Origin of the sequence: Thalassobacillus devorans (assembly GCF_011761345.1) — a bacterium.
GTDB classification, from domain to species: Bacteria; Bacillota; Bacilli; order Bacillales; family Halobacillaceae; genus Thalassobacillus; species Thalassobacillus devorans.
Genome location: NZ_JAASRY010000002.1, coordinates 679,498 through 703,794 on the forward strand (window position 1 = coordinate 679,498; position 24,297 = coordinate 703,794).

27 protein-coding genes and 2 riboswitches are annotated in these 24,297 nt (G+C 41.9%); of the genes, 20 read left to right on the forward strand and 7 right to left on the reverse strand.

Translation table 11 applies throughout. The annotated features are described in order from the left end of the window. Positions 1–182: 182 nt before the first annotated feature. The gene (locus FHS45_RS10520) at positions 183–353 is read right to left on the reverse strand and encodes a hypothetical protein (RefSeq protein ID WP_166761403.1); all 171 of its coding nucleotides are present in this window, start codon (positions 351–353) and stop codon (positions 183–185) included. A 47-nt stretch (positions 354–400) separates the two neighbouring features. Further along, the gene (locus FHS45_RS10525; protein ID WP_062440934.1) at positions 401–820 is read right to left on the reverse strand and encodes a TlpA family protein disulfide reductase; all 420 of its coding nucleotides are present in this window, start codon (positions 818–820) and stop codon (positions 401–403) included. A gap of 184 nt (positions 821–1,004) precedes the next feature. Beyond that, a riboswitch (SAM riboswitch) is annotated at positions 1,005–1,117 on the forward strand. A 169-nt stretch (positions 1,118–1,286) separates the two neighbouring features. On the opposite strand from FHS45_RS10525, the gene FHS45_RS10530 reads away from it, so the two are divergent. The 17 genes from FHS45_RS10530 to FHS45_RS10610 all read left to right on the forward strand — a co-directional run bounded on the left by FHS45_RS10530 (position 1,287) and on the right by FHS45_RS10610 (position 18,452). Further along, positions 1,287–2,315: a methionine ABC transporter ATP-binding protein gene (locus FHS45_RS10530; protein WP_062440931.1), complete on the forward strand. Its 1,029-nt coding sequence runs from the start codon at positions 1,287–1,289 to the stop codon at positions 2,313–2,315. After that, positions 2,305–2,973 carry a methionine ABC transporter permease gene (locus tag FHS45_RS10535; protein ID WP_062440927.1) on the forward strand — a complete coding sequence of 223 codons (669 nt, stop codon included), beginning with the start codon at positions 2,305–2,307 and terminating at the stop codon, positions 2,971–2,973. The genes FHS45_RS10530 and FHS45_RS10535 overlap by 11 nt, the downstream gene beginning before the upstream one ends. Before the next feature lie 80 nt (positions 2,974–3,053). After that, entirely contained in the window at positions 3,054–3,890 is an 837-nt protein-coding gene (locus FHS45_RS10540; RefSeq protein ID WP_062440924.1) for a MetQ/NlpA family ABC transporter substrate-binding protein, read from the forward strand. Between the two features lie 152 nt (positions 3,891–4,042). Beyond that, positions 4,043–4,408 (forward strand): carboxymuconolactone decarboxylase family protein, encoded by a 366-nt coding sequence (locus tag FHS45_RS10545; protein WP_062440922.1) that lies wholly within the window; start codon positions 4,043–4,045, stop codon positions 4,406–4,408. Between the two features lie 235 nt (positions 4,409–4,643). After that, complete coding sequence (locus tag FHS45_RS10550) at positions 4,644–4,784, forward strand: YuzK family famiily protein (RefSeq protein ID WP_166761380.1); 141 nt, start codon at positions 4,644–4,646, stop codon at positions 4,782–4,784. Positions 4,785–5,030: 246 nt separating this feature from the next. Continuing rightward, complete coding sequence (gene sufC / locus FHS45_RS10555; protein WP_062440920.1) at positions 5,031–5,816, forward strand: Fe-S cluster assembly ATPase SufC; 786 nt, start codon at positions 5,031–5,033, stop codon at positions 5,814–5,816. 18 nt (positions 5,817–5,834) lie between these two features. Continuing rightward, complete coding sequence (gene sufD, locus FHS45_RS10560) at positions 5,835–7,145, forward strand: Fe-S cluster assembly protein SufD (protein ID WP_062440917.1); 1,311 nt, start codon at positions 5,835–5,837, stop codon at positions 7,143–7,145. Then, positions 7,145–8,365 (forward strand): cysteine desulfurase, encoded by a 1,221-nt coding sequence (locus FHS45_RS10565; RefSeq protein ID WP_062440915.1) that lies wholly within the window; start codon positions 7,145–7,147, stop codon positions 8,363–8,365. The genes sufD and FHS45_RS10565 overlap by 1 nt, the downstream gene beginning before the upstream one ends. Continuing rightward, positions 8,355–8,801 carry a Fe-S cluster assembly sulfur transfer protein SufU gene (sufU, locus tag FHS45_RS10570; RefSeq protein WP_062440912.1) on the forward strand — a complete coding sequence of 149 codons (447 nt, stop codon included), beginning with the start codon at positions 8,355–8,357 and terminating at the stop codon, positions 8,799–8,801. Before FHS45_RS10565 ends, sufU begins: the two co-directional genes overlap by 11 nt. Before the next feature lie 33 nt (positions 8,802–8,834). Next, positions 8,835–10,232, forward strand: coding sequence for a Fe-S cluster assembly protein SufB (gene sufB / locus FHS45_RS10575; protein WP_062440910.1), 1,398 nt, complete (start codon positions 8,835–8,837; stop codon positions 10,230–10,232). A gap of 161 nt (positions 10,233–10,393) precedes the next feature. Further along, positions 10,394–11,221: a sulfite exporter TauE/SafE family protein gene (locus tag FHS45_RS10580; protein WP_062440909.1), complete on the forward strand. Its 828-nt coding sequence runs from the start codon at positions 10,394–10,396 to the stop codon at positions 11,219–11,221. Positions 11,222–11,233: 12 nt separating this feature from the next. Further along, entirely contained in the window at positions 11,234–12,625 is a 1,392-nt protein-coding gene (locus tag FHS45_RS10585) for a bifunctional metallophosphatase/5'-nucleotidase (protein ID WP_062440906.1), read from the forward strand. Between the two features lie 64 nt (positions 12,626–12,689). Further along, positions 12,690–12,998, forward strand: coding sequence for a YunC family protein (locus tag FHS45_RS10590; RefSeq protein WP_062447483.1), 309 nt, complete (start codon positions 12,690–12,692; stop codon positions 12,996–12,998). Positions 12,999–13,777: 779 nt separating this feature from the next. Next, positions 13,778–14,569: a sporulation protein YunB gene (yunB, locus tag FHS45_RS10595; protein ID WP_229717826.1), complete on the forward strand. Its 792-nt coding sequence runs from the start codon at positions 13,778–13,780 to the stop codon at positions 14,567–14,569. Between the two features lie 82 nt (positions 14,570–14,651). Continuing rightward, a riboswitch (Lysine riboswitch) is annotated at positions 14,652–14,833 on the forward strand. A 167-nt stretch (positions 14,834–15,000) separates the two neighbouring features. Then, complete coding sequence (locus tag FHS45_RS10600; RefSeq protein WP_062440903.1) at positions 15,001–16,584, forward strand: Na+/H+ antiporter NhaC family protein; 1,584 nt, start codon at positions 15,001–15,003, stop codon at positions 16,582–16,584. Between the two features lie 229 nt (positions 16,585–16,813). Beyond that, positions 16,814–18,349 (forward strand): sodium-dependent transporter, encoded by a 1,536-nt coding sequence (locus tag FHS45_RS10605; RefSeq protein WP_062440898.1) that lies wholly within the window; start codon positions 16,814–16,816, stop codon positions 18,347–18,349. 1 nt (position 18,350) lies between these two features. Beyond that, entirely contained in the window at positions 18,351–18,452 is a 102-nt protein-coding gene (locus FHS45_RS10610) for a methionine/alanine import family NSS transporter small subunit (protein ID WP_148350001.1), read from the forward strand. Positions 18,453–18,499: 47 nt separating this feature from the next. Here the strand turns inward: FHS45_RS10610 and FHS45_RS10615 are convergent, their stop codons facing one another. Both FHS45_RS10615 and FHS45_RS10620 read right to left on the reverse strand, forming a co-directional pair. Next, positions 18,500–19,489: a M23 family metallopeptidase gene (locus FHS45_RS10615; protein WP_062440896.1), complete on the reverse strand. Its 990-nt coding sequence runs from the start codon at positions 19,487–19,489 to the stop codon at positions 18,500–18,502. 122 nt (positions 19,490–19,611) lie between these two features. Beyond that, positions 19,612–20,259: a YhcN/YlaJ family sporulation lipoprotein gene (locus tag FHS45_RS10620; RefSeq protein WP_062440893.1), complete on the reverse strand. Its 648-nt coding sequence runs from the start codon at positions 20,257–20,259 to the stop codon at positions 19,612–19,614. A gap of 135 nt (positions 20,260–20,394) precedes the next feature. On the opposite strand from FHS45_RS10620, the gene FHS45_RS10625 reads away from it, so the two are divergent. Continuing rightward, positions 20,395–20,667 (forward strand): YutD family protein, encoded by a 273-nt coding sequence (locus FHS45_RS10625; RefSeq protein ID WP_062440890.1) that lies wholly within the window; start codon positions 20,395–20,397, stop codon positions 20,665–20,667. Between the two features lie 46 nt (positions 20,668–20,713). On the opposite strand, the gene FHS45_RS10630 is transcribed toward FHS45_RS10625, so the two are convergent. Together FHS45_RS10630 and glpX are read right to left on the reverse strand one after the other, a co-directional pair. Further along, positions 20,714–20,983 carry a DUF3055 domain-containing protein gene (locus FHS45_RS10630; RefSeq protein ID WP_062440887.1) on the reverse strand — a complete coding sequence of 90 codons (270 nt, stop codon included), beginning with the start codon at positions 20,981–20,983 and terminating at the stop codon, positions 20,714–20,716. Positions 20,984–20,996: 13 nt separating this feature from the next. Beyond that, a complete protein-coding gene (gene glpX, locus FHS45_RS10635; RefSeq protein WP_062440884.1) occupies positions 20,997–21,971 on the reverse strand; it encodes a class II fructose-bisphosphatase in 975 nt (324 codons plus the stop codon). Between the two features lie 149 nt (positions 21,972–22,120). On the opposite strand from glpX, the gene FHS45_RS10640 reads away from it, so the two are divergent. After that, complete coding sequence (locus tag FHS45_RS10640) at positions 22,121–22,558, forward strand: DUF86 domain-containing protein (RefSeq protein ID WP_062440881.1); 438 nt, start codon at positions 22,121–22,123, stop codon at positions 22,556–22,558. 246 nt (positions 22,559–22,804) lie between these two features. After that, positions 22,805–23,575, forward strand: coding sequence for a TIGR01457 family HAD-type hydrolase (locus FHS45_RS10645; RefSeq protein ID WP_062440878.1), 771 nt, complete (start codon positions 22,805–22,807; stop codon positions 23,573–23,575). A 119-nt stretch (positions 23,576–23,694) separates the two neighbouring features. On the opposite strand, the gene FHS45_RS10650 is transcribed toward FHS45_RS10645, so the two are convergent. Then, complete coding sequence (locus FHS45_RS10650; protein ID WP_371872021.1) at positions 23,695–24,195, reverse strand: phosphatidylglycerophosphatase A family protein; 501 nt, start codon at positions 24,193–24,195, stop codon at positions 23,695–23,697. Positions 24,196–24,297: the final 102 nt, after the last annotated feature.

The following is a 24,297-nucleotide window of genomic DNA, read 5'->3' on the forward strand; positions in this document are numbered from 1 at the left end:
GAAATTATATTTATTTCGGCTTTTTGCTTTGTTAGGAACTGTTAAATCTCCATATTGGTTTTACATATAAGCTCCCTTTAATGGAAGACTCAGTTTCAAGAGTATATTTGTTTCCGTTACGGTAGTAACGGTAGGGAGGTCCGGGAAATCACTCGCTTTCCATGGGCATGTGGTGAGCTTCCTCAGGCTTCTTCTTGTGGGATCTCACCGCCCATGTTCGTCCCACAGGACTTTGAATAAGCTTCTTGAATAAACACCGCACGAAGGAAATGCGTAGCATTTTCGAAGAGGCTCGCCAGTTCCCCCGCAGGAAAGTGAATCCTTTCCCAACGCCCCAAAACTCTTACAATCATCTCGAAATCAAGTCTTCGACTTTTCGCCCCTTTTATTGAATAAGTTCTTATTTCACTAACTCTCCAATTTTTTCAACTATTTCAAGAAACTCTGCCTGATCTCCAAACTTCGCAGAAATATTACCATTTTGATCGATAATAACGGTGGTTGGTACACCGCTGCATTGGTATTGGTCATAAGTTGATCTGCCATCATCCACTAAAGTGGGCTGGGTCAGGAATTTTTCAGTGAATGCTTTTCCTGCATCGCCTTCTCTTTCCCGTCCTGCAACATTAATGGTAAGAAGTCGTATTTTATCTGAGTCCATGGATCGGTATAACTGCTCTTTCCTAGGCAAATCTCTCGAACAGTCTGGACACCAGGATACCCAAAAAGTAAGAACAATTACTTTTCCGAGGTCATCTTTTAAATCATAGACTCCGGAATTATTGATATAAGGCAACTGGAAAAGTGGTGCTTTCTCCATAAAGAAACCTCCTCCGTATTCGAGAATTCTTTCCTATCCTACCATACGAGTGGAAGCTAACGCATATTGGGAGCATTGCCAGGATTGCCGAAATTAAACGATTTTTGTTGACAATATTTTTGCACGCATGCTACAATCTTCTTTGTGATACTTAAACGGATTAAAGTAATAAATTTAATGATATCTCTTATTAAGAGTGGTGGAGGGACTGGCCCGATGAAGCCCGGCAACCGTCAAGCTATCCAGCTTGAAAAGGTGCCAATTCCTGCAGAGTTCATAAGCTCTGACAGATAAGAGAACGGAGCAGCTTGTTACCTAAGCGCCTTTCTGTTCTCTGAGCAGAAAAGGTGTTTTTTTATGCATAAAGAAAGTTTCGCTTTATGGAAGTGTTAGATTTAAAGCCTTACACAGGGACAAGCCACATTTTCTATGCTTTAAACCATCAGCAAGTAGGAGGCAGCACAGAATGATTTCGATAAAAGATTTATCAAAAGTCTTTCATACCAAAGACCAGGATGTCACTGCGGTGGATCATCTTGATCTTAATATTGAAGCCGGGGAAATTTACGGTGTTATCGGGTACAGTGGAGCTGGAAAAAGCACGTTTATCCGTTTATTAAATCGTCTGGAAAATCCCACGGGTGGCTCGATAACGATAGATGGACAGGAAATAACGAGCTTGAGCAAAAATAAGCTGCGGCTTGCCCGTCAGGAAATCGGGATGATATTTCAGCATTTCAATCTACTTTGGTCCCGTACAGTCAGAGATAATATCGCTTTTCCCTTAGAGATAGCCGGTGTACCTAAGGAAAAAAGGCAAGCAAGGGTTATGGAATTGATTGAACTGGTAGGACTTAAAGGGAGAGAAAACGCATATCCTTCCCAATTAAGCGGCGGTCAAAAACAGCGTGTCGGTATCGCACGGGCGTTAGCGAACAACCCTAAGGTGCTTTTGTGTGATGAAGCAACTTCGGCACTTGATCCCGAGACGACTGATTCTATCCTGGATTTACTGGTGGATATCAATGAAAAATTAGGCTTAACGATCATTATGATTACCCACGAAATGCATGTAATTCGGAAAATTTGCCATCGCGTTGCGGTGATGGAAAATGGTAAGGTCGTGGAGGAGGGAGAGGTACTTAATGTCTTTCTTCACCCAGAGCAGGCAGTGACGAAGAAGTTCGTGGATCAAGTTATGGGGGATCCCGATCAGGAATACTCCTTAGCATTGATTCATGAGAGATACAGATCAGGAAAAGTGTTACGTCTTCATTTTGTAGGAGAAAGTACAAACCAGGCTTTAATCAGTGAGTTGTCCAGAAAGTTCAAGCTAGATCTTAATATTCTGCATGGAAAAATCACACAGACTCAAAAAGGGGCGTATGGCACTCTTTTTGTTCATGTAGAAGGTGACCATGATGAAATAGAAAAAGCGAAAACCTATATTAAACAAACCTCTGTAGAAGTGGAGGTGATCCCTAATGTTCAATGAATTATTTCCGAATGTAGACATTGAAGACATGGTTACAGCTACGTATGAAACATTATATATGACAGTGATATCTGTGGCAGGGACGCTTATATTAGGTATCCTGTTAGGACTGGTATTGTATTTATCCCGTCCAGGAGGATTATGGGAAAATAACCTTCTGAATTGGGTGACAGCTGCATTCGTCAACATTTTCCGGGCAATCCCCTTTATCATATTGATTTTATTGCTGTTTCCATTTACAGACTTTCTGATGGGTACGATACGAGGCCCAAAAGCTGCATTACCTGCTTTAATCATCGGAGCAGCCCCGTTTTATGGAAGGTTAGTTGAAATAGCCTTGAGAGAAGTGGATAAAGGGGTAATTGAAGCTGCAAAATCGATGGGTGCCAAGACCTCTACCATTATTTTAAAAGTACTTCTTAAAGAATCGATGCCTGCCCTGGTTTCTGGTCTCACGGTTACGGCAATTGCATTGATTGGTTATACAGCTGTTGCAGGTGTAATTGGAGCCGGAGGTTTGGGAGATTTCGCGTATTTCTATGGATTCCAGCGAAGTGACTTTGATGTTGTATTTGTATGTACCATATTGATTGTACTGATCGTCTTCCTCTTTCAATTTGTCGGAGACGCTGTGTCTCGTGCAATAGATAAACGATAAGGTGATGTTACATCCGGGAAAGCATTAGTCCTTTTCATTACAACTAAACTATAAAATTACAGAAAAAAGGAGAATGAAGCATGAAAAAATGGTTGATTGGAATTTTAGCGGGATTATTAATAACGGTGCTAGCTGCGTGTGGTAGTTCGGACGATGGAACGCAGTCATCTTCTGAGACGAAAGAACTGACAGTTGGAGCGACTTCCGTACCTCATGCAGAAGTACTTCAAGAAGCAAAACCACTGTTAGAAGAAGAAGGAATCGAGTTACAGATTGAAGAGTATCAAGATTATGTACTACCTAATAAAGACTTAGCTGAAGGTCGCATTGATGCAAACTACTTCCAGCACATCCCATACCTGGAAACGCAAATGGCTGATAATGATTACGATTTTGTCAACCTTGGCGGCATCCATATTGAGCCGATGGGCATTTATTCAAAAAATATTAAAAGTGTAGAGGAAGTACCAGAAGGCACTGATGTACTATTAAGTCGTTCTGTAGCAGACCATGGCCGGATTCTTTCTTTATTAGAAAGAGAAGGCCTGATCAAACTTGATGAAAATGTAGAAAAAGTTGACGCCACCATCAAGGATATTGTAGAAAATCCGAAGAACCTTAAGTTCGATGATGGTATCAATGCGGAACTATTGCCATCCAACTATGACAGGGAAGAAAATGCTCTGGTTGCCATCAATACAAATTATGCAATCGAGGCCGGATTAAACCCAAGCGAAGATGCACTAATCCTTGAAGGTTCGGAGTCCCCTTATGTAAACGTCATTGCTGCCAAAAGTGAAGATGAAGATTCAGAAGCCTTACAGAAGCTTGTAGAAGTATTGCATTCTGAAGAGATCCAAACATTTATGGAAGAAGAATATGATGGTGCTGTTGTGCCTGTAGATGATACGAAGTAACATTTGGTCATATAATGGTCGATAAAATGTGTGAAAGCTTAGTCATAAGAGTTTGTGGCGAGCCAAGGTTTTCTAACTGATTACCTCCCGGGATAATTTGATTGTTAATGCTCATACTAGCATTAGTATCAATATCCTGGGAGGTTTTATATATGGAAGAAAATAAAATGACTTTTACAGAAGCATACCTGCAAGAATATAAACATGGAATCGGTACATTTACCGAAAAGATGCCGGAAATCGCTCACCATTTTAACGCTTTTACAGAAGCTTGTTTTGAAGCGGGCGAATTGACAGAGAAAGAAAAACAATTGATTGCACTCGGTATTAGTGTGGTAGCTCAAGATGAATATTGTATGATTTATCATACAAAAGGATGCATCGATCAAGGGGCAAGTGAAAAGGAAATAATGGAAGCTTGTGGAGTCTCAGCAGCCTTTGGTGGAGGTGCCGCAATGAGCCAGGCAGTCACTTTAGTGCAGGAAGCGTATCAAGAGTTGCAAAATTTGCAACATTAAGTATAATTCGAGGATATCGAAGAAACATGGAGTAATTTTGATGATAAATGAATGGTATCCTGTTAATTGTTGTATGAAAATACATTTCCTATACAATTCCCCTATTCTGGTTTAAATGACTTTTGGTGAGGGTAATATACCTGTGCTACACTTAATAGCATACAAAAACCGAAAGGATTGATTTATTATTAACGACCAACTTAAGCTGAATTATACTTCCGAAATGGAGAAAGCGATGCAGCAATCTCACGGAATGGGCTATGCAGAATATAGCAATAAATTAGATCAGCGGTTAAAAGTTGAACAACGTCGTCAAAAGGAATACGAAGAAAGCCGCAAAATAGTGGCTGAAGTAGATCGTCAACTGCATAAATAATAAATAAAAAAATCAGGTGGGAATTCCCTACCTGATTTTTTCAGTTTTTATCTATATAATAAGGAAAGTCCGTGTTATCCTAATAAAGTGGCATTTTTAAACCTAATGGTTTAGAAAGTCGATTGCCACAGTGAAAAAAGTTGATAACAGTTTCGAAATGATATAAGATTGTAATGAGAATAGATTGAGAATGGTTAATAATTCTTATTCAAAAAATGATTCACAATAGATATGGAGGTATTTGTTATGGCAGGATCTACTTTAGAAATTAAGAATCTTCACGTAGCGATTGAAGGGGAAGAAATTTTAAGAGGTGTCAATTTGACAATTAAGGGTGGAGAATTCCACGCAGTGATGGGACCGAACGGTACAGGTAAGTCCACATTAGCATCCGCGATCATGGGTCACCCGAAATATGAAATCACAGAAGGTGAAGTATATATCGACGGAAAAGACGTATTAGAGATGGAAGTAGACGAACGTGCGCAAGCTGGTCTGTTTCTTGCGATGCAGTACCCAAGCGAAATTAGCGGTGTAACGAATTCTGACTTCCTTCGTTCTTCCATTAATGCTCGTCGTGAAGAAGGTGACGAAATCTCTTTGATGAAGTTCATTAAAGAAATGGACGGCACGATGGATTTACTTGAAATGGATAAGAATATGGCACAGCGTTACTTGAACGAAGGTTTCTCCGGCGGTGAGAAGAAGCGTAATGAAATCCTTCAATTAATGATGCTCAAGCCAGCAATTGCTATCCTGGATGAAATTGACTCCGGTTTGGATATCGACGCATTAAAAGTGGTTTCCAAAGGGATCAACCAAATGCGTGATGAAAACTTCGGCTGCTTGATCATCACTCACTATCAGCGCCTATTGAACTATATCGCTCCTGATAAAGTACACGTTATGATGCAGGGACGTATTGTGAAATCCGGTGGTCCTGAACTGGCCCAGCGTCTTGAAGAAGAAGGTTATGACTGGATCAAGCAAGAACTTGGAATCGAAGATGAGACTGTAGGTCAAAAAGCGTAATCAGATAGGAGGGATACCATGACAGTAGAAATCTCACTAGGATACGATAAAGAATATGTCACCAAATTTTCCGAAGGCTTGAATGAACCAGAATGGATGAAGACCCTTCGTCTGGATGCATTGCAGCAAGCGGAACGCCTGCCAATGCCAAAGCCTGATAAAACAAAAATAGACCGTTGGAATTTTACAAAGTTCACCCACGATCTGCGTGGAGAAGCTTTAAGTTCCTTAGCGGATCTTCCAGACCAAATCAAAGATTTTGTCGATCGGGATAAAACAGATCAAAACTTAGTAATTCAACGTGACCAACGTGTCGCTTTCGCCTCATTATCTCAATCATTGCAAGATAAAGGTGTTATCTTCACAGATATGAATACTGCTATCAGGGAGCACAGTGACCTTGTAGAAAAATATTATATGAAAGATGGTATTCAAGTAGATGAGCATCGTCTCACTGCTTTGCATGCAGCTTTGATGAATGGTGGCGTGTTCGTCTATATTCCGGAAAACGTTCAAGTGGAAGAACCACTGCAAGCGATCTTCTGGCAGGAAGATCCGGAAGCGGCACTATTCAACCATGTCATTGTTGTAGCAGACAAAAACAGTTCTGTCACTTATGTAGAGAATTATATTTCTCAAAATAATGAGGATGAAGAAGCGGTAACCAATATTCTTACTGAAGTTTTTGCTCATGATAATGCAAAAGTATCCTTTGGAGCGGTAGATAACCTGGGTGCCGGCACTACTACCTATGTGAACCGCCGAGGTGTGGCAGATCGTGATGCTAAAATTGAATGGGCTCTTGGCCAGATGAATGACGGCTATACGATCTCCGAAAACTACACGTACTTGATGGGCGAGAACTCTCTTGGAGATGCTAAAACAGTTTCTGTCGGCCGAGGAAGTCAAAAGCAAAACTTTACGGCACGTATTGTTCATTACGGAAAAGCCTCCGAAGGGTATATCCTCCAGCACGGCGTTATGAAGGAAAAAGCAACGGCCATTTTTAATGGGATTGGTAAGATTGAACACGGAGCTTCCAAGTCAAACGCTGAGCAAGAATCGCGTGTCCTAATGCTAAGTAAAGATGCGCGTGGTGACGCAAACCCGATTCTTCTAATCGATGAAGATGATGTTACTGCCGGTCACGCTGCATCAGTAGGCCGTGTTGATCCAATGCAATTGTTCTACTTGATGAGTCGCGGAATTTCTCAGAAGGAAGCGGAACGACTTGTCATACATGGGTTCCTGGCTCCAGTTGTTAAGCAGCTTCCGATAGAAGCAGTGAAGGAGCAGTTGACACAGGTAATTGAAAGGAAAGTAAATTGATGGATATTAAAACTGTCCGTCAATCCTTTCCGATTCTGGACCAGGAAGTAAATGGACACCCACTGGTATACTTGGACTCATCTGCCACTTCACAAAAGCCGGCCTCTGTGATTGAAAAATTAGATGAATACTACCGTGGATACAACTCCAATGTCCATCGTGGTGTCCATACACTCGGTACAAAAGCCACCGATGAATACGAGGGAGCCCGTGAAAAGGTCAGAAGGTTCATTAATGCGAATAGTACCCAGGAAGTCATATTCACTCGAGGTACTACGACGGCAATTAATACGGTAGCCACAAGCTATGGTCGTGCGAAACTTGGGGAAGGTGACGAAATTGTCATTACTCCAATGGAGCACCACAGTAACATTATTCCATGGCAACAGGTCGCGAAAGCTACGGGAGCTACTTTGAAATATATTCCGTTGCAGAAAGATGGTACCATCAGCCTGGAAGATGTTGAGGAAACAGTAACCGGTAATACTAAGGTAGTAGCGGTCATGCATGTTTCCAATGTCCTTGGTACAATTAACCCTGTTAAAGAAATAGCGGAAATTGCTCATCGTCATGAAGCCGTCATGCTCGTTGATGGTGCGCAAAGTGCCCCTCATCTTAAAGTAGACGTACAGGATTTAGATTGTGATTTTTACGCTTTTTCAGGTCATAAAATGTGCGGGCCAACAGGTATCGGTGTTCTTTATGGCAAGCGTACCTTATTGAATGACATGGAACCATTTGAATTCGGTGGTGAGATGATTGATTTTGTCAATCTCTACGACTCCACATGGAAAGAACTCCCTTGGAAATTCGAGGGCGGAACGCCGATAATCGGTGGTGCTATTGGTCTTGGAGCGGCAATCGACTTTATCAATGAAATTGGGCTTGAGGAAATTGAGGCTCATGAGCATAGGTTGGTCGATTACGCGATGGATCGTATGAGAGAAATAGATGGTCTTACTATTTATGGACCAGAAGAACGGGCGGGCCTTGTTACCTACAATCTGGATGATGTACATCCACATGATGTAGCAACCGTACTGGATGCAGAGGGAATCGCCGTACGTGCTGGTCATCATTGTGCACAGCCGCTGATGCGCTGGCTCGATGTATCAGCAACCGCCCGTGCCAGCTTTTATCTGTATAATACCGAAGAAGATATTGATCGACTTGTCGAAGGATTACAAAAAACAAAGGAGTATTTTGGCGATGTCTTTTAACAACCTGGATACACTTTACAGACAAGTCATCATGGATCATTATAAAAATCCGCGAAACCGTGGTATGATTGAAGGAGACGACCACATGTCCATTGACATGAACAATCCTACTTGCGGTGACCGCATTCAGTTGCAGTTGCAAGTGGAAGATGGAATGGTCAAGGATGCTAAATTTGATGGAGAAGGCTGTTCCATCAGCATGTCTTCTGCTTCCATGATGACGCAAGCCGTCAAAGGAAAGCGTGTAGAAGATGCTTTGGCGATGTCAAAGCTCTTTTCAGATATGATGCAAGGAAAAGAGATTGATGAACAGGAATTTGATTTAGGGGATATCGAAGCATTACAAGGCGTATCGAAGTTCCCGGCTAGAATCAAGTGTGCAACATTGGCATGGAAGGCTATGGAAAAAGGTGTTGACGAACAAGGACAGTCTTAGTCGCGGCATAACACCAAAAGGAGGTTTTTGATTATGGCCAAAAAGGCGCCAGAAATCGAAGATTATAAATATGGGTTCCATGAGAAGGATATTTCCATTTTCCGTACTCAAAGAGGACTGACAAAAGAAATTGTTGAAGAAATTTCCCGATATAAAGAAGAGCCGGAATGGATGCTTGACTTCCGCTTGAAGTCATTGGAGCATTTTTATAAAATGCCAATGCCTCAGTGGGGAGGCGACCTTGCCGAGCTTGATTTTGATGAAATCACTTATTATGTAAAGCCATCTGAGCGTTCTGAACGTTCCTGGGATGAAGTTCCAGAGGAGATTAAAAATACGTTCGATAAACTGGGTATCCCGGAAGCAGAACAGAAGTACCTTGCTGGTGTATCCGCTCAGTATGAATCTGAGGTTGTTTACCACAATATGCAAGAGGATCTCGAAAAACAGGGAATCATCTTTAAAGATACAGACTCTGCTTTGAAAGAGGATGAAGAACTTTTCAAAGAATATTTCGGAAAAGTAATTCCTCCATCTGACAATAAATTTTCTGCATTGAACTCTGCTGTATGGTCCGGTGGGTCTTTCATCTATGTACCAAAAGGTGTAAAAGTGGATACGCCACTACAAGCTTACTTCCGAATCAATTCAGAAAATATGGGACAATTTGAGCGTACGTTGATTATCGTTGACGAAGACGCGTCGGTCCACTATGTAGAAGGTTGTACAGCACCTGTTTATACAACAAACTCCCTTCACAGTGCGGTCGTTGAAATCTTTGTTAAGAAGAATGCTTATTGCCGTTACACTACTATCCAGAACTGGGCGAACAATGTCTACAACCTGGTTACGAAACGTGCTACCGCTGATGCCAATGCCACTATGGAATGGGTCGACGGTAACCTTGGTTCCAAGCTGACAATGAAGTATCCTGCTGTTATCCTGAAGGGTGAAGGCGCTCGTGGGATGACATTGTCCATCGCTTTGGCTGGTAAAGGACAGCACCAGGATGCCGGTGCGAAAATGATTCACCTGGCACCTAATACGTCTTCCTCCATCGTTTCGAAATCCATTTCCAAACACGGGGGTAAAGTAACGTACAGGGGAATCGTCCAATTCGGGCGAAAAGCAGAAGGTGCTCGTTCCAATGTTGAGTGTGATACACTCATCATGGATAATCAGTCAACTTCTGATACGATTCCTTATAACGAAATCATGAATGAGAATATCTCCCTTGAACACGAAGCGAAAGTTTCTAAAGTTTCCGAGGAGCAGCTGTTCTACTTGATGAGCCGCGGTATTTCTGAAGAAGAAGCAACAGAAATGATCGTCATGGGCTTCATCGAGCCATTCACTAAAGAACTTCCAATGGAATATGCGGTAGAAATGAACCGCCTGATTAAATTCGAAATGGAAGGTTCCATCGGTTAATTATTATAGTTCAACCGTGTTGCTGATCAAATCAGCAGCACGGTTTTTCTATTTATGAAAGGGGTATGTGCTGAAAAAGGTGTGAAACCCTTCAGTGCCCTACATAGAAAATGGTATGCTAGTATAAAGATGAACAGGATTCAGAGTTGGGTGTGACGTATATGGTAATCGTATTGATCGTGTCAGCAATCATAGGGCTGGTATCAGCTTTTGTTGGCAGCATCGCCGGGCTTGGCGGTGGCATCGTGCTGGTTCCGACGATGTTATTCTTAAGTCAGATGTTTGATGTATTCAGCTGGGCTACTCCTCAAAAGATTGTAGGAATATCCATTGTCACTATGATCTTTACAGGAATGTCCTCCGCATTTTCTTATATGAAAAGTAAACGGGTAGATATAAAAAGCGGGTGGATATTCTTAATCGGAAGTATCCCTGGAGGTATACTCGGTTCCTACCTGAATCAGTTTTTCTCGGGAGATAAATTTTCATTATTCTTCGGGGTATTGATGTTGTTTCTATTTGGTGTGTTTTTTTTGCCTCGAAAGAGCAATATGGGAGTATTAGAAAAAGAGCAGGCAGGTATGCAGAGAGAAGTGGAAATTGAAGGTGAGATACATCGTTATGGTTATCGGCCGCTTGCAGGTGTCCTGCTTGCCTTCTCCATCGGCATGCTTTCCGGTTTATTTGGAATTGGCGGGGGATCGATGATGGTTCCGGCTATGATATTATTATTCGGTTTTCCGGCGCATATTGCCACTGCTACCTCCATGTTCATGATTTTTTTCATGAGTATTTCCAATTCCATTACCCATATACTTTTAGGAAATATTGAGTGGATATATACATTAGCTTTTATCCCTGGTGCTTATATAGGTGGAATGTTAGGAGCTCAAGTGAATAAATTATTGAAAGGACAATATGTGGAATGGGTTCTCCGAATAATGTTGCTCATAATAGCCATACGTTTGATTTTACAGGGGATAGGATAAGGAGATTGGTTTATGAAGGAGAAAATATTCTTTTATTACACAAATGATCTTCACAGCCATTTTGAGAATTGGCCACAAATTATTGGTTATTTTAATCATCAGAAAGCAAAACGGGAAAAACACAAGCAAAGTTATTGGCTGCTTGATAATGGTGATCATGTGGACAGGTTCCATCCGATTGCTGAAGGATTGATGGGAAAAGGGAATATTCAGCTGTTAAATGAGGCAGGATATCATTTTGCAAACCTTGGTAATAATGAGGGTATTACATTGTCACGAGAAGGGTTGTTTGAATTATACGACGAGGCTGACTTTAATGTCCTATGTGCCAACTTATCCAGGGAAGAGGACCCTCAGCCTTCCTGGCTGCAAGCGTCCAAGGTAGTGGAGAGTGAGCATGGAGTTAAAATTGGTCTCATCGGGCTCACAGCTCCATTTCAACTGTTCTACAGTATGCTCGGCTGGCGAGTGGAATCGCCAATGGAAACACTGGAGCGGGAATTGAGCTCATTAAAGGATAATGCAGATATTATCGTTTTATTATCCCATTTAGGAATCAATGACGATGAGGAAATTGCAAGGCACTTCAAGGAAATCGACCTTATCATAGGTGGACATACACATCACTTGTTCCGGCATGGAAAATATGTGGGTAACACGTTGCTAACGGCGGCAGGAAAATATGGCACTCATCTTGGAGAAGTGATGATGGAGTGGGATCATGAATTAAACGTAGTGACACGTAAAGAGGCATACGCGATTCCTACGGAAGAGATGGCGAAAGACCAGATCACTGCGGAAACATTGAAAGCGATAGAGGAAGAAGCTGCGGCGAATTTAAAAGAACATATCACGGAGTTGAAGAGGCCGGAAGAAGTAGGCTGGTTTCATGAAACGAAATTAATGAAGGGATTGGTTCAGACGCTTCAAGACTGGACCGATGCTGATGTAGCTATGCTGAATGCTGGTGTATTACTTGATCATTTGCAAGAAGGAAAAGTCTGCTACGAAGATGTACACCGCATATGCCCTCATCCCATGAACCCATGTAAAGTGGAATTAACTGGGGATGAACTCCTTGAGGTAATCAGAGCTGCCCACACAAAGGAATTTACAGAAATAAAATTAAAAGGGTTCGGTTTTCGAGGGGAAGTTATCGGACGGATGATTTTTACTGGTGTAGAAATTGAGAGTAAGAAGGATAGTGACGGAAACGAACGTATACAATCGGTGCATTTCAATGGCGAGCCCCTCGAACACGATAAGGTGTATCAGGTAGCTACTGCAGATACTTTTACATTTGGACGTTTGCTCCCTGAAGTGGCATATTCAAAAAAGAAAAAATATTATATGCCGGAATTATTAAGGGATTTGCTTGTTACAACACTGAAGCGAGAGGAATAACCTCCGAGTCTTTCACACCTTCACATCCAGTCACATAAGGTAAAGCAAAAAGGATGTGGGGACCATTATTGATGTGAAACCGATGTTCATAGAAGGTTACCCTTTTACTGCTATTCGTGTGGCACTGCCAAAGACAAACTTACTGATCGTGTCCAATGATGTTGGATATATTATGTGTGCTGCCCTGGATGTTGACCTGCTGAGTGAAAAATTGGCTGATCGGAAAGTCATTGCCGGCAGGGCTGTCGGGGTTCGGACAATCGAGCAGTTGTTAGAAGCACCGCTGGAAAAGGTGACAGACGCCAGTCGGGAAAAAGGCTGGCGCCCGGGAATGAAAGGAAAAGACGCTCTACTTAAACTGGCAGATCAATAATCTTATGAAAAACCGCCTGAAATGGGCGGTTTTTTCATTTGCTCAGTTAAATCACCTCATGGATCCTACAGTAAAGCTCCCTTTAATGTAAGACTCAGTTTCGAGATAGTTGGGTCCGTTACCGAAAGGTAAGGGATGGGCTGTGAAACGACTCGCTTTCCTGCGGGGGATCTGGCGAGCTTCCTCGGGCAAAAAAGCCCTGCGGGATCTCGCCTAGCCCCTTCTCCCGCGGGAGTCTCCCCGTTTCCCTGCCCATCCAACCAGTTATGGAACAAACGGACCCTTCAAAAGGTGTATAACTAAAACCTTTATCTTAGGGCAACTATAAACGGCAAATCGTCTTTTTTCATTATGATGGGCCTGTCCCAAAAGGTGATTTCGAGAACTTTTTATGGTAAGGGGCGATGGGGAAGGTTGAGACTCCTGCGGGAAAGGATAGACTGGCAAGACCCCGCAGAGCTTTAAGCTCGAGGAGGCTTGCCGTCTTCCCCGCGGAAAGAAATTAATGCGTAATCACCTTGGGAGACACGACACGCATAAGCAGAACAGCAAAAGGGAAGTGATTTTTCTTCCCGTTGATGGACTGCTTATGTCGCGAGTGTCTAGGTGATGGAGCTGGAAAGCGAATCCTTCCCCACCGCCCCTAAACTCCCAAATAACATTTCGAAATCAAGTCTTCGACTTTTCGGCCCTATTGTTGAATAAGGAGTCTTTTCATCAAGAAGGCTTATACTATTTCCTCTTTTGCATACATATGATGTGTTAAGGGGGTATGGCAATTGGGGAAATATACAAGAAATAATGGTCCTCCTTCTATGGGCAGCATTTTCGTGGTCACCTTCATTTTCTTTATATTTTTCACCTTTTTAAGTCTATGGATTATCAATCGAGGAATCACACCTACATTGATTGACATTGCCGAAACGAAAACACAGCAATTTAGTCGTGATGCTATATTGGAAGCTGTCAGTAAAAGAATTGCAGATGATTTGAGTTTTGAAGATCTTGTGAAAATGGAAAAAGATGAAAATGGAAATATCGTTTATATGGGATGGAATTCTGTTGTTGTCAATCGTGTGCTTCGTAATACGACATTTCGGGTTCAAAATTATTTGAAGCAGATGGAGCGGGGGGAAGTCCCAGATCCAGGCACACCATTGGATGTGCCGTTGGAAGAGGAAGAGGAAGAAACCCCCGAAGATAAACGACAATCTCCTACATTAGTTGAGATTCCCATCGGTCAGGCCACTAATAATGTGCTATTGGCTAATTTAGGCCCTCGGGTACCGGTGAAATTCGAAGTAATTGGATATGTCCAGTCCAATGTGGAAAATAAACTTACAGAATACGGGATCAATGCTGCTATGTTTGAACTGACGATACATATCGAAGTAGATGTACGGATCGTCATCCCGTTTTCAACCAAAACTACCGTAGTGACTGCAGATATTCCAGTAGATCAAAGTACGATCATGGGCGAGGTCCCAGATTTCTATAATGGTTCAGGCAGTCAGAAATCACCTTCCTTCTCGTTGCCAATGGATGGTTTCCAGGTTGATCCATCACCATAAGAACTTAAAAAAATCTTGCATAACTCGCTATTAATTGATACAATACGTGAGGAAATTTTAATACTGCGTGACCTTATCAGATCGGTGAGGTAGAGGAGCAGGCCGCATCAGTAATCAACTGGAGGATGACAACGGAGATGGTTGGTGAAAGGGTTGTCTGCCGAAGCATGAAGTAATGTCAGATACGGAAATGCTGGTGTTTTTCCTAATAGGAATTACACTGTCATGCATACTAAAAAGGATGCATGGTGCGCTACTGATCGAAATGAAGGATAATCAAATTTGCTATATAAAGAGCAATGAAGGATTATTTTTCTTTCATTGCTCTTTTTTTATTCCTCATTTTCCCCAGTAGAAGCCATATCCATGACATCCCCACATTCACTTAGAATGTGTCATCTTTCAGAATTACAAAATGGAGGGGAAAAAGCATGGAAGGTACAATTTATTCTTTAATTCCAGCAATTTTAATGCTTATTTTAGTCATTGCCACACGAAGAGTGATTTTGTCTCTTGGTATCGGAATTATAGTCGGAGCTCTGCTTCTTTATCAATTCAATTTTATGGATACAGTGGCAGCCATCTGGACAATGTTCTATGAAATCTTTATTGCAGATGCCAGCAGTCTGCTATCACTTGAAGGTTGGAATATGGGCAATATATATCTATTCTTATTCTTAATTTTTCTTGGAATAGCCACTGCATTCATGACAGCTTCTGGAGGGAGCAAGGCATTTGGCGAATGGGCCATCAATAGGATTAAAACTCGCAGAGGAGCTCAAGCAGTGCCGGCCTATCTCGGCATTATCATCTTTATCGATGATTATTTCAATGCGCTTGCAGTCGGGCAGGTTTCAAGACCATTAACGGACAGGTATAAGATATCCCGGGCAAAGCTAGCGTATTTTATTGACTCCACATCGGCTCCGGTTACTGTTATTTCACCGATTTCCAGCTGGGGCGCCTATATCATCGGTACAATCGGAAGCATCCTGGTTGCCAACGAGATCTCAGATTATCAGCCATTGGAAGCCTTTGTGAAAATGATCCCGGCTAATTTTTATGTTTTTGCTGCCTTGTTGCTTGTATTTATGGCAGCTTATATGAAATTGGATATCGGACCGATGAGGAAACATGAAAAACGTGCGTTGGAAACAGGAGAACTTACGGACCCGTCCCGTGGAGATATTCCAGGTGATTTGAATGATGAATTTAAGTCACATACTAACGGAAGAATTTATCATTTGTTGGTACCAATTGCTGTGTTGATTCTTGGTACGGTAAGCGCCATGGTGGTTACTGGAATCCAGAATACAGATGGTTCAGCGACACTGCTGTCAATCTTTGAGAATACAGACGTCAACATTTCCCTGTTTACAGGAGGGCTACTTTCTGTCATTGGTGCCGCGCTTTTATATGTAAGTCAGCCAGGACCTAAGTCGAAAATCACCAATGTTTTGTGGGAAGGTACGAAGGCTATGCTTCCTGCTATTTATATTTTGGTGTTTGCGTGGATGATCGGGACTGTAATTGACCAGCTTGGCACGGGAGAATATTTAGCCAACTTGGTAGAGCAAGCATCAATCAGTCCTGCATTTCTGCCATTTTTAATCTTCCTTGTATCTGGCTTTATGGCGCTTGGAACTGGTACTTCCTGGGGAACATTTGGCATCATGCTGCCGATTGCAGGTGAGATTGCAGCTGTTACTGATGTCAGTCTTGTTTTACCTGCATTATCTGCGGTTCTAGCCGGGGCTGTATTTGGAGACCATTGTTCACCAATTTCTGACACGACGATATTATCTTCAACAGGTGCCGGGTCCAACCATATCGATCATGTACTCACCCAGCTGCCTTATGCCATGATTGCTGCTACGGCAGCAGGAATTGGTTATCTTGTGTTAGGATTCAGCGGGCAAGTATTGTTGCCATTGATTTTGACATTAGTCATTGTGGCAGCGATAGGTCTTTTGATTCATTTATTCTCACCAGCTATTCAAGTGAATAAACAATAACAGGAAAGAAGCGCGTTAAAGTCATGACGCGCTTCTTTCCTGTTATTTTCCTGTGATAGAAAAATCTGAATAATATAATATTTCTTTGACACCCTTCTTTAGTCACGGTATAATACAAGCAGATAATGTAAATTATCTGAAAAAAGTAAATTTTTCTAACATTCTCTCTTGAATACAAGCATAATAGAAGAGTGAGGGAGAATTAAAACAAAAGGGAGGTCTTGAAAAAATGGAAAAACGTTCACAATGGGGGACGCGGGCTGGTTTTATCCTGGCAGCTATGGGTTCTGCAATCGGCCTGGGTAATATTTGGCGATTTCCTGCAGTAGCTTATGAAAATGGTGGTGGAGCATTCTTTATTCCGTATTTATTTGCTCTACTGACAGCAGGTATTCCATTATTGATCCTGGAGTTTACCATCGGGCATAAATACCGGGGGTCAGCACCGCTTTCATTTTTCCGAATGAATAAGAAAACAGAGTGGCTTGGCTGGTGGGCTGTGCTGGTATCATTTGTTATATCGACGTATTACGCAGTAATCATCGCCTGGGCTATTTCTTACAGTTATTTCGCTTTCAACCTGAGCTGGGGACAAGATACTGAGTCTTTCTTATTTAGTGATTATTTGAACTTATCCGTAGATCCTGGTCAAACAGGAAGCCTGGTACCTGGAGTATTTTTCCCACTACTCATCGTATGGTTGATTACCCTGGGAGTCTTGTTCAAAGGAGTTAAGAAGGGGATTGAAGCCGCTAACAAAATCTTCATTCCTACCCTTATTGTCTTATTCCTTATCATTGTACTTCGTGCAATCACGCTTCCTGGTGCGGCAGAAGGTCTCCAGACGTTCTTTGCACCAAACTTTGAAACGATCACGAATGGCAGTGTCTGGGTAGCTGCTTATGGGCAGATTTTCTTCAGTTTATCCATTGCCTTTGCTATCATGATTACGTATTCCAGCTACCTGCCTAAGAAATCAGATATTACAAATAATGCATTCATTACTGGTTTTGGTAACTCAAGTTTTGAATTGCTTGCAGGTATTGGTGTCTTCGGTGCACTTGGTTTCATGGCACAACAAAGCGGTGTCGGTGTTTCTGAAGTCGTCAGTGGAGGAGTAGGTCTTGCTTTTGTGGTATTCCCGCAAATTATTAACGAAATGCCTGCGCTGAACGGGCTATTCGGTTTCTTATTCTTCTTGTCATTGGTTTTGGCCGGTCTCTCTTCATTGATCTCAATTTCTGAGACTTATATTGCCGGTATTAAAGAAAAGCTGGGTATTTCCCGTACCGCTGCAGTGGGAATGGGTGGTGGTTTAGCAGCACTTATTTCTGTCCTGTTCGCTACCCAGGGAGGTCTGTTCTTCCTTGATGCAGCAGACTATTTCATTAATCAATTTGGTGTAGCCTTTGTAGGATTGGTGGAAGTTGTGGTGGTTGCCTGGTTCCTTCGTAAGCTAAACGATTTCCAGGATCATGCCAATGCTATCTCTGACATCCGTCTCGGCAGCTGGTGGAAAATTAGTTTAGGAATTATAACCCCAGTTGTCCTTGGCTATATGATGTTCGACTTGTTTAAACAAAACCTTCTCCGTCAATTTGACTCACCTACAGGAAACTATGAAGGGTATGCGGATACATTCATTCTTTTCGGTGGATGGTTCGTAGCAGCATTCGCTCTCGTAGTAGGTTTCCTATTAACATTCAAACGTTGGCATTCCAGCTCTTTAAGTGAGGATCATACCAACAAAGAGGAGGTCGTCTAATATGACAGGAAGTGCAATTGTCATGATGGTTATTGGGATGATAGTAATATGGGGAGGACTGACAGCAAGTATTACGAATGCTGTCCGGAAGTCTAAACAGTAAAAATAGTAAGCGCCGTACTCCTAGTGAGGCGGCGCTTTTATTTTACTTTAATCTCTTGCCATTCGTTCCCATCTTCTTAAATAAGGATACGGGTCAAAAGACCATTCACTGTAACCATTATCTTTGTACATCCCATAGTGCAGGTGAGGTGGGAATTTCCCGGAGGTCCCAGGTGGTCCATATCCGGTAGCACCGACCGAACCTATAACATCCCCGGGTTTGACAACATCGCCAACCTTCACTCCATCTTCAAATCCGTTTAAGTGTGCGTAATAGTGATAAATATTGAAGATATCACGGATGCCGATTCGCCATCCTCCATACCTGTTCCAGCCCTTCATTTCCACTACTCCATAGGTGGTGGAACGCACAGGGACACCATAGTTTGCAAAAATATCTGTTCCTTCATGAATCCTTCTTCCTCCAAAACCTCTCGCATCCCCCCATGTACTTCGATAGCTATAATTAGCATGAAGAGGAAGCGGAAAGTCTCGATCGGTCAAGTGGATCGTGTCAAAATGCTTAAATACACGAGCATTGTTCATAATAGTCTGTACGGTAAGGTCCCGCTTATAATACTTCCATAAAGCTATTTTTATGTCGTCGGGGTTATGACCAAATGAAGAAAGATAGGAAGCGATACTATACAATATATCTTCATCATTATTCCTATCTGCCATTTCATCACCATTCCCATCATCTCCCCAGCCATTGAACATTTTCGTTATAGCCGGGGCCTGCCGGTCAGCTGAATTAGGATTGTCCAACCCATTCCAGAATAGCCGGTCTGGCTGAATGGCAGTAACTCTATCTTCAGGAAAATCATCATGTATCTGGCGTTCAAATTGATCAACCGCTGCTAAATAATACCACGGAACCAATGTGGTAGCTGCTGTCTTTTTATATAAGTCCATTCGGGTTTGGTTTTCTTCTTTTTTAATTTCTTCTTCACTTTTCTCTGTTCCATACGTAACTGTAGGGGAAATTCCTCCTGTTAATATAAGTGTGGAGAAGAGAAGCATACACATTCGTTTCATAATACGTCACTCCAACCAATTGATGACCTTAGCTTATGATAGGCAGGCCGCAACTATTAATGGAAATTTTAGTGAAAGTGTAAAAGAGACAGGAAAGCTTATGTTACTTTCCTGTCTGGCAGTTAACGGTTCATACCCTCAGAAGAAGAGTCGCGTGGATCTTTTGTTGATTTTGTTTCATCATTGTACGTGTCTTCTCCTTGAGGAGCTTCCCGCATTCGGGTAATTATATTTTCTAATACGTTATCGTAATTTTGATCGGAGGTGCTGGTATTGCTTAAACTTTGAATATCCTTAAACGCACTTTCCTGGTCGGAAACATACACTTCATAGTAACGCGGAACAAGTGACAGTACTGTCTTTTTCACCATATCAGCGGCCTGGTTCCTTTCTGCATCATCGGCTTTCTTATAGGCAACAAGAACCTCATCATCGGTAACTAATGTACCTGCATCATGGATTTCATCCATAGTCAAAACCATTTTAGTGATCATGTCAGCAGTTTCTTCCCGATTTACTCCGGTATTATAATTACCCTCAGGATCTATCTGGCTCTTGTCGTAACGTACATAGCCTAATTGATCATTTAAATCCCCATCGCCATCCTGATCGATTGGATCCTGGTAATTATCCATAGCATTTCCGTTTAAAGACCCACGGTCCTGGTTCTGTTCACCGTAACGATCCATAGTATTTTCTTCTTCATTAGCAGTACATCCAACTAACAATACCCCGCTGATCATGATGGAAGCTGCAAAAGTATATCTCATTAAAATCCCTCCTTGTTATCCATTCTCCCTCTTCATTTATTTTTGTCGAAACAGCAGATTACATACGAAATAAATATTCTGTGACTACTTACCGTCAAGTGTGATAAAATTTAGTTATTGTAAGAGGTGATGGTAATGATTGAATTGTTTGGAAAGAAGTATGAGATCGTAAAAGATTACAGAAATGGGTATCAGGCGGAAGCGTTGGAGCAGCGGTTCAGTGATATTCTGAGCAAGTATGATTATATTGTGGGTGATTGGGGATATGGCCAGCTTCGACTGCGTGGATTTTACGATGACCAGAATCCTAAGGCTGCCTTTGATACAAAAATCAGTACCTTAGAAGATTATTTATATGAGTATTGCAATTTTGGCTGTGCCTATTTTTTATTGAAAAAAATCGATTAAAAAAGCAATCCTTCCCAGTGATCGGGAAGGATTGCTTTTTTATGTTTTAAATAGCTTCTCGTAAGAACTCCCTAAGTTCTTCAGCATCTACTTCTGTCAAATTAAAAGCATGTTCCAGATACCCAGGTTCTTCGATATCATCGTGGCCGATAATACCAAAACGATTGCCTTGGATGTCAAGCACTAAAGTCTTGCCATAATAACGACTGGTCTTCACCAGTGCCAGATCATGGCGATGGGTTTCTCCCATGAAGCTTACAAAGCGGGTGTCGCTTTTTTCTTTTTCATCATATAGAAAGAAACGTTCCTCTTCCATTTTAAGTGCCTCCTTATTCTTCATTCATTACGAGATGAGGTTTATGGGCAAGGTGGTGGTGAGCTTTCACAAATCGTACGGTTTTCGTTTTCGCCCGCATGACAATCGAATCTGTTTCGGTTAAATCGCCACCGAGAAATTTAACTCCATTCAACAGTTCTCCCTCTGTTACTCCTGTTGCAGCAAAAATAGCATCATCACTTTTTACTAAGTCGTCCATCGTCAACAATTGATTTGGGTCATCCAACCCCATGGACTTACAGCGTTCAGCCTCTGCTTCATTTTGAGGAAGCAGACGGGCTTGCATATCCCCTTCAAGACTCTTAATCGCTGCTGCTGAAATGACACCTTCAGGAGCACCTCCAGTACCGACAAACAAATCGACACCAGTGTGACTTAAACAAGTGGCGATTGAAGCTCCAACATCTCCATCACCAAACAGTTTAACTCTGGCACCTTTTTTGATGACTCGCTGGATAAGGTCCTCGTGGCGGTCACGTTCCTGGATGATCACAGTCAGGTCTCTTACACGTTTATTGTTGGCACGGGCGACAATGTCGATAGTTCGTTCTATCGGATCATCCAGATGGATCAGCCCTTTTGCGTTTTTACCGACTGCGATTTTTTCCATATACATATCAGGAGCATGAAGCAGGGCGCCTCGTTCTGCTGCTGCAATTACAGCCATAGCATTATTATGACCTTTTGCAACGATGTTCGTTCCTTCTAATGGATCGACAGCAATATCAACAGCAGGCCCAGTCTTGTTACCGAGTTCCTCTCCGATGTAAAGCATTGGTGCTTCATCTAATTCGCCCTCACCGATTACCACCACACCTTCCATAGCAACCGAATCGAACATTGCTCTCATGGCTGATGTAGCTGCATCATCTGCATTCATTTTATCGCCGCGGCCCATCCATTGTGCTGAGGCAATAGCAGCTGCTTCTGTTACACGTACAAGTTCTAATGCGAGTTCTCTATCCAATCATTTCTCCTCCGATACAATGAAGTTCTTATATATGATAGCAGAGTTTACACAAATCCGTAAATATGCATCCTTTTCCTGTTATGTATGTAAATGTGATATCATGGTGAAAGAATTAGGTTATGATGCAATTGTATGGAGGTGGAGTTATGTATTTTGTCGATCGAAAAAAAATTGAGAGTACCTTGCTTTATATGGAAGGTCTTATGCAGGAATACCAAAATCATGACTTTGAGTCTTTTTTAGAAAAGTTAAGCCTGGAGCGGATCACGCATATGACAATTGAAGCGGTTATTGATGTCGGCAATATGATGATTGATGGGTTTATTATGAGGGATCCAGGGAGTTATGAGGATATTATCGATATACTTACAGATGAAAAGGTCATACCAGAATCTCACCAGGAGCCATTCAAAAATTTCATCCGGTTACGTAGGATGCTAATTCAGGATTATTTGGAAATCGAACATACTGTCATAGAAAAGAGCTGGAAAAACACACAGGGAGTGCTTGAAACCTTCCCGGCATCCGTCAGAAAATATCTCGATGAAGAGCTAGGACCTGTTTCTGCATTTTCAAATTCCTAAACTGTGACTATGTTAAAAACATAGGAATTATAAATTTAATCTCTTCTTTCTCTTCTTTATAATGTAAGAAAGAAGAGGTGATGGATGATGAAGCAATCCTCTACGAAAGAGACACTATGGCTGAGAAGAGCATGATAAGCGGGGAAGCCTGCTGTGCTTTTCAAATCACCCATAACAGTGAATGACAGCTTCTCGCATTATGGTGCGGGAAGTTTTTCTGTTAACAAGTAGAAAGCAGGTGTACGTATGAAAAAATATCAAGCATATCTGATTGATCTGGATGGAACCATGTACCGGGGAACGGAACGAATTGAAGCTGCATCAGATTTTATCAAAAAACTAAATGAAAAAAAGCTGCCTTATCTTTTTGTAACCAATAATTCATCTAGAAGACCAGAGCAGGTGGCAGATAAACTGAACCACATGGATATACCAGCTGCCAAAGAACAAGTTTATACCACGAGTATGGCCACTGCTCAATATATCAAAGATCAGCATCCAGGTGCTAAAGTATATGCAATTGGCGAAGAGGGATTATTGACAGCATTAAAGGAATCAGGGCTGGAACTAGTGGATGAGGGTGCAGACTTTGTCGTAATCGGTATTGATCGAGGAATCACTTATGAAAAATTGGCGAGCGCTTGTTTAAATGTGAGAAATGGTGCTGTCTTCCTGTCTACGAATGGCGATGTAGCGATTCCGACAGAGCGAGGCATGATGCCAGGAAACGGGTCACTGACGTCTGTTATAACGGTTAGCACTGGAGTCGAGCCTATATTTATCGGGAAACCCGAGCCCATCATCATGGAGCAGGCGATGCAAACATTAGGGTATGCCAAAGAAGGTGTTTTAATGGTAGGGGATAATTATAACACGGATATTAAAGCCGGGATGAACGCCGGCCTGGATACGTTGATGGTTTTCACTGGCGTCACATCAAAAAAAGATTTGGAAGCATATGAAGAACAGCCGACTTATACTATTGATTCTCTGGAGGATTGGTCCTCTCATTTATAAGTGAAAATGCCGTCTATTCCAAAAGGAAAGACGGCATTTTGTCTTTATTAAACGGTTATAGCATAAAAATACCAAAGACCTATCGTAGGGCGACAAGCTACTCTAATCTTTTAAGACTATCATTCATCATCTTCTGCTTCTTCTTCTCCGACTGCACTATGCGCAAGGCGGCTTGAAGCTGCAGCAGCAATGGCTCCTACAATATCATCAAGGAAAGTATGGCATTCTCCAGTAGATTTATCATTCAGCTTTTTGAGTATGCCTGGTTTTTGTTTATCGATAAAACCATAGTTGGTAAAACCAATAGATCCGTATACATTGACGATGGATAGCGCTATGATCTCATCGACGCCATACAAGCCTTCATCTTTATCGATTGTCCCTTGTAACGGTTCTTCCAGTTGATTTTTTTCCGCTAATACATCTAATTGTATCCCTGTGAGTATCGCGTTTTGAACCTCTCGTTTCGTCAGCACCTTTTCCACATTATAGCGACATTCGTCAATGGTAAGATCCTCATGGTATTTCGATTGGAGATAATAGACAAGCTCTGAAATATCATTAATGGTTACCCCTCGTTCGACTAACCATTCACGTGCTTTTTTTTCTAATTGACTCATTTTTCTAGCCTCATTCATATATACTCTATTGACCTCCCTTTTATAAAATAAGCTTCCCTGACCGGTGAAAGATAAAACATGGTGCTAGGTGTATTGGTCTAT